At 63.7% G+C, this 12756-nt stretch carries 13 protein-coding genes; 7 read left to right on the forward strand and 6 right to left on the reverse strand.

Annotated features, from left to right (window positions below; all coding sequences use genetic code 11):
• Nucleotides 1–2: 2 nt before the first annotated feature.
• Genes nuoK through nuoN form a run of 4 tightly spaced genes read left to right on the forward strand, consistent with a single transcriptional unit; the run spans nt 3 to nt 5211 of the window.
• Complete coding sequence (gene nuoK / locus HG549_RS17050) at nt 3–311, forward strand: NADH-quinone oxidoreductase subunit NuoK (RefSeq protein WP_008096201.1); 309 nt, start codon at nt 3–5, stop codon at nt 309–311.
• Nucleotides 308–2161 (forward strand): NADH-quinone oxidoreductase subunit L, encoded by a 1854-nt coding sequence (nuoL, locus tag HG549_RS17055; RefSeq protein WP_170030744.1) that lies wholly within the window; start codon nt 308–310, stop codon nt 2159–2161. Before nuoK ends, nuoL begins: the two co-directional genes overlap by 4 nt.
• 40 nt (nt 2162–2201) lie before the next feature.
• Entirely contained in the window at nt 2202–3734 is a 1533-nt protein-coding gene (gene nuoM, locus HG549_RS17060; protein WP_170030746.1) for an NADH-quinone oxidoreductase subunit M, read from the forward strand.
• Between the two features lie 7 nt (nt 3735–3741).
• Nucleotides 3742–5211: an NADH-quinone oxidoreductase subunit NuoN gene (gene nuoN / locus HG549_RS17065; protein WP_170030748.1), complete on the forward strand. Its 1470-nt coding sequence runs from the start codon at nt 3742–3744 to the stop codon at nt 5209–5211.
• Nucleotides 5212–5305: 94 nt separating this feature from the next.
• On the opposite strand, the gene HG549_RS17070 is transcribed toward nuoN, so the two are convergent.
• Nucleotides 5306–5569: an ogr/Delta-like zinc finger family protein gene (locus HG549_RS17070; protein WP_170030750.1), complete on the reverse strand. Its 264-nt coding sequence runs from the start codon at nt 5567–5569 to the stop codon at nt 5306–5308.
• Nucleotides 5570–5769: 200 nt separating this feature from the next.
• Here HG549_RS17070 and HG549_RS17075 point away from each other — a divergent pair, with 200 nt between their 5' ends.
• Nucleotides 5770–6150: a helix-turn-helix domain-containing protein gene (locus tag HG549_RS17075; protein ID WP_170030752.1), complete on the forward strand. Its 381-nt coding sequence runs from the start codon at nt 5770–5772 to the stop codon at nt 6148–6150.
• Here the strand turns inward: HG549_RS17075 and HG549_RS17080 are convergent.
• Genes HG549_RS17080 through HG549_RS17090 form a run of 3 tightly spaced genes read right to left on the reverse strand, consistent with a single transcriptional unit; the run spans nt 6147 to nt 7107 of the window.
• Nucleotides 6147–6509, reverse strand: coding sequence for a hypothetical protein (locus HG549_RS17080; RefSeq protein WP_170030754.1), 363 nt, complete (start codon nt 6507–6509; stop codon nt 6147–6149). The genes HG549_RS17075 and HG549_RS17080 overlap by 4 nt on opposite strands.
• Complete coding sequence (locus HG549_RS17085) at nt 6502–6849, reverse strand: head completion/stabilization protein (RefSeq protein ID WP_170030756.1); 348 nt, start codon at nt 6847–6849, stop codon at nt 6502–6504. Before HG549_RS17085 ends, HG549_RS17080 begins: the two co-directional genes overlap by 8 nt.
• A 9-nt stretch (nt 6850–6858) precedes the next feature.
• Nucleotides 6859–7107 (reverse strand): helix-turn-helix transcriptional regulator, encoded by a 249-nt coding sequence (locus HG549_RS17090; RefSeq protein WP_170030758.1) that lies wholly within the window; start codon nt 7105–7107, stop codon nt 6859–6861.
• Nucleotides 7108–7327: 220 nt separating this feature from the next.
• Here HG549_RS17090 and HG549_RS17095 point away from each other — a divergent pair, with 220 nt between their 5' ends.
• Nucleotides 7328–9388, forward strand: coding sequence for a TonB-dependent receptor domain-containing protein (locus HG549_RS17095; RefSeq protein WP_170030760.1), 2061 nt, complete (start codon nt 7328–7330; stop codon nt 9386–9388).
• Nucleotides 9389–9549: 161 nt separating this feature from the next.
• Here the strand turns inward: HG549_RS17095 and HG549_RS17100 are convergent, their stop codons facing one another.
• Nucleotides 9550–10110, reverse strand: a complete 561-nt coding sequence (locus HG549_RS17100; protein WP_170030762.1) for an NADPH-dependent FMN reductase — start codon at nt 10108–10110, stop codon at nt 9550–9552.
• A 156-nt stretch (nt 10111–10266) separates the two neighbouring features.
• Between HG549_RS17100 and HG549_RS17105 the strand changes: the two genes are divergently transcribed.
• Nucleotides 10267–10485 (forward strand): hypothetical protein, encoded by a 219-nt coding sequence (locus tag HG549_RS17105; protein ID WP_170030764.1) that lies wholly within the window; start codon nt 10267–10269, stop codon nt 10483–10485.
• Here HG549_RS17105 and HG549_RS17110 read toward each other — a convergent pair.
• A complete protein-coding gene (locus tag HG549_RS17110; RefSeq protein ID WP_170030766.1) occupies nt 10469–12718 on the reverse strand; it encodes an Orn/Lys/Arg decarboxylase N-terminal domain-containing protein in 2250 nt (749 codons plus the stop codon). The two genes, HG549_RS17105 and HG549_RS17110, sit on opposite strands and share 17 nt — an antisense overlap.
• Nucleotides 12719–12756 lie beyond the last annotated feature (38 nt).

Consider the following 12756-nt stretch of genomic DNA (forward strand, 5'->3'; position numbering starts at 1 on the left):
TCATGGGTGCTATCCCTCTCGAGCATGGTCTGGCGGTCGCCGGCATCCTGTTCTGCTTAGGTCTGGTTGGCCTGATGGTCCGCCGCAACATCCTCTTCGTGCTCATGAGCCTGGAAGTCATGATGAACGCCTCTGCCCTGGCGTTCATCGTCGCCGGTGCCCGTTGGGTCCAGCCCGACGGCCAGGTGATGTTCATTCTGGTGATCAGCCTGGCAGCCGCCGAGGCCAGTATTGGCCTGGCCATCCTGCTGCAGCTGTATCGCCGCTTCCACACTCTCGACATCGATGCTGCCAGTGAGATGCGCGGATGAACCTTCTCTTCCTGACTTTCGTCTTCCCCCTCCTCGGCTTCCTGCTGCTGTCGTTCTCGCGCGGGCGCTTCTCGGAGAACCTGTCGGCCCTGATCGGCGTCGGCTCGGTGGGCCTGTCGGCCGCCGTGGCTGCCTACGTCATCTGGCAGTTCAACGTCGCCCCGCCGGAAGGCGGCGCGTACAGCCAGCTGCTGTGGCAGTGGATGTCGGTGGACGGCTTCGCGCCGAACTTCACCCTGTACCTGGACGGCCTGTCGGTGACCATGCTCGGCGTGGTCACCGGTGTCGGTTTCCTGATCCACCTGTTCGCCTCCTGGTACATGCGCGGCGAAACCGGCTATTCGCGCTTCTTCGCCTACACCAACCTGTTCATCGCCAGCATGCTGTTCCTGGTGCTGGGCGATAACCTGCTGTTCATCTACTTCGGCTGGGAAGGCGTGGGCCTGTGCTCATACCTGTTGATCGGTTTCTACTACAGCAACCGCAACAACGGTAACGCGGCACTCAAGGCGTTCATCGTCACCCGCATCGGCGACGTGTTCATGGCCATCGGCCTGTTCATCCTGTTCGCCCAGCTGGGTACCCTGAACGTGCAGCAGCTGCTGGTGCTGGCACCGCAGAAGTTCCAGGCTGGCGACACCTGGATGGTCCTGGCCACGCTGATGCTGCTGGGTGGTGCGGTCGGTAAATCGGCGCAGCTGCCACTGCAGACCTGGCTGGCCGACGCGATGGCCGGCCCGACCCCGGTCTCGGCACTGATCCACGCGGCAACCATGGTGACCGCGGGCGTGTACCTGATCGCCCGTACCAACGGCCTGTTCCTGCTGGCCCCGGACATCCTGCACCTGGTCGGCGTGGTCGGTGGCGTGACCCTGGTACTGGCCGGCTTCGCCGCGCTGGTGCAGACCGACATCAAGCGTATCCTCGCCTACTCGACCATGAGCCAGATCGGCTACATGTTCCTCGCCCTGGGCGTGGGTGCCTGGGACGCGGCGATCTTCCACCTGATGACCCACGCCTTCTTCAAGGCCCTGCTGTTCCTGGCTTCCGGTGCGGTGATCGTTGCCTGCCACCACGAGCAGGACATCTTCAAGATGGGCGGCCTGTGGAAGAAACTGCCGCTGGCCTACGCCAGCTTCGTGGTCGGTGGTGCTGCCCTGGCCGCCCTGCCGATCGTGACCGTGGGCTTCTACTCCAAGGATGAGATCCTCTGGGAAGCCTTCGCCAGCGGCAACACCGGCCTGCTGTATGCCGGCCTGGTCGGCGCGTTCATGACCTCGCTGTACACCTTCCGCCTGATCTTCATCGCCTTCCACGGCGAAGCCAAGACCGAAGCCCACGCGGGCCACGGCATCAGCCACTGGCTGCCGCTGGGCGTGCTGATCGTGCTGTCGACCTTCGTCGGCGCCTGGATCACTCCGCCGCTGGCAGGCGTGCTGCCGGAAAGCGCCGGCCACGCCGGTGGCGAAGCCAAGCACGCGCTGGAGATCACCTCGGGTGCCATCGCCATCGCCGGTATCCTGCTGTCGGCCCTGCTGTTCCTGGGCAAGCGCCGCTTCGTCAGCGCCGTGGCCAACAGTGGCATCGGCCGTGTCCTGTCGGCCTGGTGGTTCGCTGCCTGGGGCTTCGACTGGATCTACGACAAGCTCTTCGTCAAACCGTACCTGCTGATCAGCCATATCCTGCGCAAGGACCCGGTTGACCGCACCATCGGCCTGATTCCTCGGATGGCGCGTGGCGGCCACGTAGCCATGAGCAAGACCGAGACTGGCCAGCTGCGCTGGTACACCGCCTCTATCGCCGTGGGTGCCGTGCTGGTGCTCGGTGCCGTGGTAGTGGCTGCGGTATGACTATGAATCTTGCGACTTTGCCAAAGGAAACCAACCCGTCATGATTTTGCCTTGGCTGATCCTGATCCCCTTCATCGGCGGCTTCCTGTGCTGGCTGGGTGAGCGCTTCGGCGCCACCCTGCCGCGCTGGATCGCGCTGCTGACCATGTCCCTGCTGCTCGGCATCGGCCTGTGGCTGTGGGCTAACGGCGACTACACCCTCGCCCCTGCTCCGGGCGCCGAGCCGGCCTGGGCCCTGGAATACAAAGTCCAGTGGATCCAGCGCTTCGGCATCAGCATCCACCTGGCCCTCGACGGCCTGTCGCTGCTGATGATCCTGCTCACCGGCCTGCTCGGTGTGCTGTCGGTACTGTGCTCCTGGAAGGAAATCCAGCGCCACGTCGGCTTCTTCCACCTCAACCTGATGTGGATCCTCGGCGGCGTGGTCGGTGTGTTCCTGGCCCTGGACCTGTTCCTGTTCTTCTTCTTCTGGGAAATGATGCTGGTGCCGATGTACTTCCTCATCGCGCTCTGGGGTCACAGCTCGGCAGACGGCAAGAAGACCCGGATCTACGCGGCGACCAAGTTCTTCATCTTCACCCAGGCCAGCGGCCTGATCATGCTGGTGGCGATCCTTGGCCTGGTGCTGGTCAACTACACCAACACCGGGGTGATCACCTTCAACTACAGCGACCTGCTGAAAGCCGAACTGCCAGCCGGTACCGAGTACCTGCTGATGCTGGGCTTCTTCATCGCCTTCGCGGTGAAACTGCCGGTGGTGCCGTTCCACTCCTGGCTGCCTGACGCCCACGCCCAGGCGCCGACCGCAGGTTCGGTGGACCTCGCCGGTATCTTGCTGAAGACCGCGGCCTACGGCCTGCTGCGCTTCGCCCTGCCGCTGTTCCCGAATGCCTCGGCCGAGTTCGCGCCAATCGCCATGACCCTGGGCCTGATCGGTATCTTCTACGGTGCCTTCCTGGCCTTCGCGCAAACCGACATCAAGCGCCTGGTGGCCTTCTCCAGCGTCTCGCACATGGGCTTCGTGCTGATCGGTATCTACTCCGGCAGCCAGCAGGCCCTGCAAGGCGCGGTGATCCAGATGCTGGCCCACGGCCTGTCGGCTGCCGCGCTGTTCATCCTGGCCGGCCAGCTGTACGAGCGCCTGCACACCCGTGACATGCGCGAAATGGGCGGCCTGTGGCACCGCATCGCCTACCTGCCGGCCATCAGCCTGTTCTTCGCCGCCGCCTCCCTGGGCCTGCCCGGCACCGGCAACTTCGTCGGCGAATTCCTGATCCTGATCGGCAGCTTCGCCAGCGTGCCGTGGATCACCGTGATCGCCACCACTGGCCTGGTGTTCGGTTCGGTGTACTCGCTGATCATGATCCACCGCGCCTACTTCGGCCCGGCCAAGGCCGACAGCGTGCTGGCCGGCATGGACGGTCGCGAGCTGATCATGGTCCTGGGTCTGGCAGTACTGCTGATCCTGCTGGGCGTGTATCCGCAGCCGTTCCTCGACACCTCTGCCGCCACCATGAGTGGTGTGCAGCAGTGGCTCGGTTCCGCTTTCACTCAACTCGCTTCGGCCCGGTAAGAGCGCTATGGAATTCACCACTCAACACTTCATCGCATTGGCGCCGATGCTGATCACCACCATCACCACGGTGGTGGTGATGCTGGCGATCGCCTGGAAGCGCAACCACTCGCAGACCTTCCTGCTGTCCACCGTGGGCCTCAACCTGGCCCTGCTGTCGATCCTGCCGGCGCTGAAGGTCGCGCCGCTGGCGGTCACCTCGCTGGTGACCATCGACAAGTTCGCCTGCCTGTACATGGCGATCATGCTGGTGGCGACGCTGGCTTGCGTCACCCTCGCCCACGCCTACCTCGGCGAAGGCTCCAAGGGCTTCCCGGGCAACCGTGAAGAACTTTACCTGCTGCTGCTGATGTCGGCCCTCGGCGGCCTGGTGCTGGTCAGCGCCAACCACCTGGCCGGCCTGTTCATCGGCCTGGAGCTGCTGTCGGTACCGGTCTACGGCCTGGTGGCGTATGCCTTCTTCAACAAGCGCTCGCTCGAGGCCGGCATCAAGTACATGGTGCTGTCGGCTGCCGGCTCGGCGTTCCTGCTGTTCGGCATGGCCCTGCTGTACGCCGACGCCGGCAGCCTGAGCTTCGACCAGATCGGCAAGGCCCTGGCCGCCACCAGCATGCCAAGCCTGCTGGCCCAGCTGGGCCTGGCGATGATGCTGGTCGGCCTGGCCTTCAAGCTGTCGCTGGTACCGTTCCACCTGTGGACCCCGGACGTCTACGAAGGCGCCCCGGCGCCGGTCGCCGCGTTCCTGGCCACCGCCAGCAAGGTGGCGGTGTTCGCCGTGGTGGTACGCCTGTTCATGCTCTCCCCTGCTGCCAGCAGCGGCGTGCTGAGCACCGTGCTGGCGGTAATTGCCGTGGCCTCGATCCTGATCGGTAACCTGCTGGCACTGACCCAGAGCAACCTCAAGCGCCTGCTCGGTTACTCGTCCATCGCCCACTTCGGCTACCTGGTCATCGCCCTGGTTGCCAGCAAGGGCCTGGCCCTGGAAGCCATGGGCGTGTACCTGGTCACCTACGTGATCACCAGCCTTGGCGCATTCGGTGTCATCACCCTGATGTCGTCGCCATACGGCGGCCGTGACGCCGATGCGCTGTACGAGTACCGCGGCCTGTTCTGGCGCCGCCCGTACCTGACCGCGGTCCTCACCGTGATGATGCTGTCGCTGGCCGGCATCCCGCTGACCGCCGGCTTCATCGGCAAGTTCTACATCATCGCCACTGGCGTCGAGTCGCACCTGTGGTGGCTGGTCGGTGCGCTGGTGATCGGTAGCGCCATCGGCGTCTACTACTACCTGCGCGTCATGGTCACCCTGTACCTGGTCGAGCCGAACCTGCGTCGCCACGACGCCCCGCTGAAGTGGGAACAGCGCACTGGCGGCGTGATGCTGCTGGCCATCGCCATTCTCGCCTTCGTGCTTGGCGTGTACCCGCAACCGCTGCTGGAAATGGTCCAGCAGGCGGGCCTGCAACTGATCGGCTGATCGTCCCGGCAAAACAAGACACCCCGCTCATGCGGGGTGTTTTTTTATCTGCCTTGTTTTCGCTGCAGGTCGTTTCATCGGGTCCAGTGGCAGCTCATTCATCAGCGGCTCCCTGGGTTACCGTCGGCAACGCCGCCCTGCGCAACTCACCATTGGCCGAAGGCAGGTAAACTTCCGGGTTGGGCATGCCGCTGGGTGAGAGTTCGTGGGTCATTTCGAATTCGGCACGCACTGACCAGCCACACGCCTCGGTTGTGCATTGCAAATAGGCAATGCGCAGGAAAATATGGCGCCCTTCGCTGGTGCGTATGCGCATTCGGCTGTGGCAATGCGGGCAAACCAGCTTGTAGGTACTCACGGCAAGTACCTGCAAGCATGATTCACCGCCAGGCTCTCTAAGAATAATCGTTCAGCTGTGTCAGTATTGGCTGCAAACTTGAGATTATTCTTCAGTTCAATGTTTCTCATTGCAGAAATGCTCCTTAAAATGCAGGGCTGTATTCATAACGAGTAGTTTAAGCCCATGGAATATCATTAAACCAGTCATGGATATCTGTTATGAGTACTCATGTACTTGCTGCAGTGCTCACCCGCCTCAAGCTTCTGACCGGCGCCAAGACCGATGCCGAACTCTCGCGCAAGTTGTCGATCAGCCCGCAAACCCTGAGCAGCTGGAAGGTGCGCGACAGCATTCCCTATTCGCTGTGCGTAGACCTGGCCCGGCAACATGGTTGCTCGCTGGACTGGCTGCTGCTGGGCGAAGCCGCCCCCGCCAGCTCAGCCGTGGATGACGCCGACTGGGAGCACGACATGCTCACGCGGCTGCGCACGCTAGCGCCGGCTGATCGCCAGGCCATCCTGCTGCTGATCAAGGACAAGCAACGCATCCAGCAACTGGAACAGCAACTGAATGCGCTGGCCGGGTCAGCCACCGGCTAGCCCCGGTTCCGCCAGCGCTGGATGAGCTCGCGCGGGTCCAGTGTATCCAGCCAGACCATGACCTTGAGGCTGATCGGGATCACCACCACCGCAGCCACGAATGCCGCCATGCCGCGTGTCAACAAGGGCGTCAGTGACGACACCAGCGGCTCGAACAAGTGGCCCACCCCGACGGTGACGAATACCAGCAGCAGCTTCTGGCCCAGTTTCAGGCGCCTGGCGGTATTGGTGATCAAGCGGTCACGCGCCGCACTCACCAGCAGTGCGCCGAGTAGCGCAGCAAACAGCACATCGCCATCCATTTCCAGCAACGCCACGAGCGCGGCGCACGGCGTGTCGAACAGCTCGGCTTCAGGCATGCTTGCGCCCTCCACGTGCAGTGGGCAAGCACGCCGTCGATCCCAGGTTGTGGCGGACCGCAGCCTCGATAAAGCGCAAGTAGCACACCCGCAATGCGCGCCCATGGTCATGCCTGGCGACATCCTCGAGGCGCTTGTAACCTCGCCTGCGCAGCACCGCTCGCCAATGGGCGAACTCGCGTGCCGCGTCGATGACCGCGCAACGGGCGGCCACTGCCAACGCGGTTTCGCTGACCGACGGCTGCAGCAGCAGCCGCTCGCGCAGCCTGCCGAGGTCTATGCGAGGCCAGAACGGGTCATGGTTGTCGGCAAAACGTGGAAACAGAGGATCGCTGCCCATGGTCGCCCCTCACTGCCCGGCCAACATGCCGTAGCGAATGGCCTTGATCACTGCTGCCACCCGCGTGGGCACATCGAACTTGCGCAGGATGTTCGACACGTGGAAGTTCACCGTCGATTCCTTGCACGCCAGGATCTGGCCGATTTCCCAGGAACTCTTGCCGTAGGCGCACCACAACAGGACTTGCTGTTCACGTGGCGTCAGGCGAACCGGGGCGTCCGCCAGGGGGTGCTGCGAATGTCGTGCGTGGTCATTCATGGTTGAACTCCGCAGGTGATTGAGAGAGGCATCGCTGCCGGTCTGCGGCCACCTTACGAAGCGCTTGCCGTGCGGCTCCACCACTGCGGCTTGTAGCGAACTTTCGTACAAAACCACCTAACCGAACCTGCGGCAAATTTGCCGAGTTTCTTCGTGCTTCAAGGGTGATTTCGCTCGTCTCAACGCCGTTGTCATTTGCCCTGTCACCTGGAGTCGTACCATGCGTTGCGTTTTGCCCCTATCGTCCTGCCTCGGCCTGCTGGCTGCCTTGGCTGCCAACCAGCCTGCGGCAGCCTCCTCGGTCGAGCTGGACCAGGTGCTGATCACCGACGAGGAGCAGAATGACCTGAGCGCAGCCAGCGAACGCCTGCGCGAGGTGCCAGGGGCCAGTAACCTGGTGGACATGCAGCGTGCCGGACAGGGCCGGCTCGCCAGCAACCAGGACGTGCTGGCCTACCAGCCGGGGGTATTCGCCCAGTCGGCGGGCAACGATGGCATCAAGTTGTCGATCCGCGGTTCAGGCATCAACCGCGCCCCAGGGGCCCATGGCTCCGGGGTGTACACGATGTTCGACGGCCTGCCCCTGACCGGCCCGGGCGGTACCCCCTACGAACTGTTCGAGCCGCTGTGGCTGAGCCGTGCCGAAGTGCTGCGCGGCGCCAATGGCTTCGACCACGGCGCGCTGGCCCTGGGCGGAGCGCTCAACTACATCACCCACAGCGGCTACGACGCCGCGCCGCTGCAGGTGCGCTACGAAGTCGGCAGCCGTGGCTACCAGCACCGCCAGGTCAGTTCGGGCCAGGTAGTGGGCAATCTCGACTATTACCTGGCCTTGACCGATTCGGAATATGACGGCTACCAGGCGCACAGCAGCGGCAGTGCGAAGGGCGTTGCCGCCAACTTTGGCTACCGTTTCAACCCTGACCTGGAAACCCGCTTCTACCTGCGCTACCGGGAAACCGAGAACCAACTGCCCGGGGGCCTGACCAAGGAGCAGATCAAGCACCACCCGCGCGCTGCCAACCCGAACTACCTGGCCCGCGATGACAGCCGCCCCCAGCCGGGCAGCACCTGGCTGGGCAACAAGACCACCTTCTACCTCGACGACGATGCACGCCTGGAAGCCGGCCTGGTCTACCATGACTACCCGATGGACCTGCGCGAAGGCCCGATGCGCCTGAAGGTGGCCTACACCGATGTCAGCGGCACCCTGAACTACTTCCGCCGCGACACGCTGTTCGGCCATGACAGCAGGACCACCGTCGGCTGGCGCACCACCAAGCACCTGCCCAACAGCGGCGCTTCGCAGTTCGCGCGCACTGGCGATAGGTTCGGTGCACGCAGCCGAGACTTCACCTACCAGGGTTCGGACACCGTGGTGCATTTCGGCAACGACCTGGAGCTGGTCCCGGACCTGTGGCTGACCAGCGGCCTGGCGATGATCTACACCCGCCGCGAAAGCGCGGTCACCTACCCTGCCGAGGGCGGCAAGGTGAGTATGCATGACTGGGACTATGCACCTCGCCTGGGGCTGCGCTATGACATCCGCCCGGACTTGCAGGTGTACGGCAACCTGAGCCGCTCGGTCGAACCGCCGCATCCCTGGTCGCTGATCTGGAGTGCGCCAACTGCCTACCAGCCGATCGAAATGCAGAACCAGACCGCCACCACCCTGGAACTGGGTGCGCGCGGCGATGCGGCAATAGGCCATTGGGACCTGGCCTGGTACTACGCGCAGGTCCGCCATGAACTGCTCGCCGTGGAAATCATGCAAGGCGCACCGGCCAAGGAATTCAACGCCAGCGCCACCGTGCACCAGGGGCTGGAAGCCGGCCTCGACAGCACACTGTGGGAACGCGCCGGGACTGGCAGGCTCAGCTTGCGCCAGGCCTACACGTTCAGTGACTTCCACTACCGCGACGACGACCAGTTCGGCGACAACCGCCTGCCCGGCATCCCGATGCACTACTACCAGGCCGAGCTGCGCTATGACTGGCCAAGTGGCTTCTACGCGGGGGTGAATACGCAAATGGCGTCGAAGGTGCAGGTGGACTACGCCAACAGCTTCCACGCCGACGCCTATGCCTTGCTCGGCACGCGCCTTGGCTGGAATTCACCGAAACAGGACTGGCAGACCTGGCTAGACCTGCGCAACCTGACCAACCAGCGCTATGCGGCAACGGTAACACCCGGCTACAACGATGCAGGCAAGGACGTTGCCCGCTCGACACCGGGCGAAGGGTTTGCAGTGTATGCCGGGGTTTCCTACAGCTTCCGCTGAACCGCCGTTGTAGGAGCGGCCTTGCGTCGCGAAAGGGCTGCGCAGCAGCCCCACAATTTCAGCATCGTAACGTGAATTGCCGGGGCTGCTGCGCAGCCCGTTCGCGACGCAAGGCCGCTCCTACAGCGGTCGTGCGCTCAACGCTGATGGCTGAAGGCAGGTCAAACTGCCCTGTTCAACTTCACCCACGAAGCAAACTTGTCGATGAAACCCTGCAGGAACGGCCGAGTCTTGTCGTTGAGCTTGCCGGCATCGTCGAACAGGCTCGCCGCCCCACCAATGTAGGCCTCGGGCATCTGCATGCAAGGCATGTCCAGGAAAACCAGCGACTGGCGCACGGCATGGTTGGCGCCAAAGCCGCCAATGGCTCCCGGCGACACACTGACCACCGCCGTCGGCTTGCCACTCCAGGCACTTTGCCCGTAGGGCCGCGAACCGACATCGATGGCGTTCTTCAGGCAGCCCGGCACCGAGCGGTTGTATTCCGGGGTGACGAACAGCACCGCATCGCTGCGGCGGATCTCATCGCGAAAACGCTTCCACGATGGCGGTGGCGCATCGGCCTCGACATCCTCGTTGTACAACGGCAAGTCACCGATCTCGACGATCTTCAGCGCCAGGCTGGACGGCGCCAGCTCCGAGAGCGCGCGGGCAACCTTGCGGTTGTAGGAGTCCTTGCGCAAGCTACCGACGACGACTGCTACCGAATACACCTGGGTCATGGCAATTCCAACCTTTGCTGGGTAAAGGGACGTTGTAGTTATAGATGACCGTCGTTCGCCACTTTGGTTTTTTTTCCGCAGGACGAAAACTTCCAACGCGGTTCCACGGTCTATCCGTTCAGACATTCCCTACGCAATTCAGAGGTTTTCACCCAAATGGCAGCAGTAATGGTCGGCCAATTCCACGCCCGTGACGCCGAAGGCCGCATCTACCCCGTGCACGAGTTCCAGGAGTCGACCCTGCAAGTGGACGGCAGCACGCTGGGCACGCCCATCACCACCTACCGCCTGGCCATCGGTGACAAGGTCAACCACCTGGGTGAAAACCGCTTCGAACTGGCCCGCAGCGGCGTCGAGATCATTCGCATTCCTTGATGCAGTCCACCGTGTAGCGGCCACTTTCGTTCTGCAGGCCGTGCACGTCGGCGACAAAGCCGGGGAAGCCCTGGTTGAACGCCCGGGCAAAGGCCAGGTAGTCGAGTATCGAGCGGGTCGCTTCGGTGAACCGTTCCCCTGGCATGATCAAGGGAATGCCCGGCGGGTACGGCACCAGCATCACCGCCGCCACCCGCCCCGACAGCGCCTCGATCGGTACCGCCTCCACCTCGCCGCGCACCATCAGGTCATAGGCCCTGGCCGGGCTCACGGCCACTTCCGGCAAGCGGGTGAACAGCCGCTTCAGTTGCTTGGCCGTGGCATTGGCGCGGTAGCAGCCATGCAACTGGTCGCACAGCTCGCGCAAGCCCATGCCCTGGTAGCGCGACGCATCGGCCGCCACCACGCTGGGCAGGCAGTCGTTTAGTGGTGTATTGCCGTCATAGTGGCGTTTGAACTCCAGCAACTCGGTGAGCAACGTGCTCCACTTGCCCTTGGTAATGCCCATGGAGAACAGCACCAGGAAGCTGTACAAGCCGGTCTTCTCCACCACCAGCCCGCGTTCCCAGAGAAACTTGCTGACCACCGCCGCCGGGATGCCATGTTCGCCCAACGCACCGCCCGCAGTCAGGCCAGGCATCACCAGCGTCACTTTCAGCGGGTCGAGCAGCACATAGTCATCGGTCACTTCGGCAAACCCATGCCACTCCGCGCCCGGCTGCAGTAGCCAGTCCTGCGCGGCCAGGTGGTGGATGCCTTCGGCGCCCGGCGGCTGCCAGATGCTGAACCACCAGTCGTCTGCGGCAATGTGCTCGCGCAGGTTGGCCAGGGCGCGGCGGAAACTCAGGGCCTCGTCGAACATCTCTTGCAGCAGTGAATGCCCGGCCGGGCCTTCCATCATGGTCGAGGCCACGTCCAGCGAGGCGAGGATGCTGTACTGCGGCGAAGTCGAAATGTGCATCATGAACGCTTCGTTGAAGCGGTCCCGGTCCAGCTGGCGCCTGGCGCCGTCCTGCACGTGAATCATCGAGGCCTGGCTGAATGCGGCCAATAGCTTGTGGGTGGAATGGGTGCTGAACACCAGCGGGCTATCTGCCGCGCAGGCCGTGCCCATGGCATAGCGCCCGGTGAAGAAGCCATGGAACGCCGCATAGGCGAACCAGGCTTCGTCGAAGTGCAGCACCTCGACACTGGCGCCCAGGGTCTGCTTGATCAGCCCGGCGTGGTAGCACAGGCCGTCGTAGGTAGAGTTGGTCACCACTGCCAACTTGATGCGCTGCCCGCGTTCGCGTGCAAGCGGGTTGGCCTGTATCTTCGCCTGGATCGACTCGGGGCTGAATTCACTGAGCGGGATCGGCCCGATGATCCCCAGTTCGTTGCGCTCGGGGCACAGGTACAGCGGGATCGCGCCAGTCATGATGATCGCATGCACCACCGACTTGTGGCAGTTGCGGTCCACCAGTACCAGGTCGTCACGGCCGACCATGGCGTGCCAGACGATCTTGTTGGCGGTGGAGGTGCCATTGATCACGAAGAACGTGTGATCGGCACCGAAGTTGCGCGCCGCCCTGGCCTCGGCTGCGGCCAGGGGGCCGGTGTGGTCGAGCAGCGAGCCCAGTTCGGGCACCGAAACCGACAGGTCCGAGCGCAGGGTGTTTTCCCCGAAGAACTGGTGGAAGGCCTGGCCCACCGGGCTTTTACGGTAGGCCACGCCACCGCCGTGGCCCGGCGTGTGCCAGGAATAGTTGGATTGCGCGGTGTGCTGCACCAGGGCCTTGAAGAACGGCGGCAGCAGGCCATCGAGGTAGCTGTGCGCCGCACGCGCCACCTGGCGCGCGAGAAACGGCACGGTGTCTTCGAACAGGTAGAGAATGCCGCGCAGCTGGTTGAGCTCGCTCATGGCTTCGGCGGGGGCGTTTTCCAGGGTGACCTGTTCGCCGAGGGCGAAGATCGGCAGGTTGGGCGCCCGCAGGCGAGCCAGGCGGATCAGCTCGGCCATGTTCTGCAGCAGGTGGGTATTTTCGGCGACGCCTTCGGCGGCGATCAGCATGCAGGCCAGGCCGTGGTGGGTGGTAGCCACCAGGCGCGCTTCGGCGTGGTCGGCAGCCTTGATGATGGTGAAGCCGTCCTGGCTCAGCTCCTCGGCGATACCGCGCACACGCTCGCCGGCGACGCTGTCGGCCTTGATGGCACGATGGACGATGAGGATGGGGAACTTGAGGTCCTTGTACATCAGGTGGCTACCTCCGAAGGACGTGGCGTCCCAATGAG

Source organism: Pseudomonas sp. SK (genome assembly GCF_012975065.1).
Taxonomy (GTDB): Bacteria; Pseudomonadota; Gammaproteobacteria; order Pseudomonadales; family Pseudomonadaceae; genus Aquipseudomonas; species Aquipseudomonas anuradhapurensis.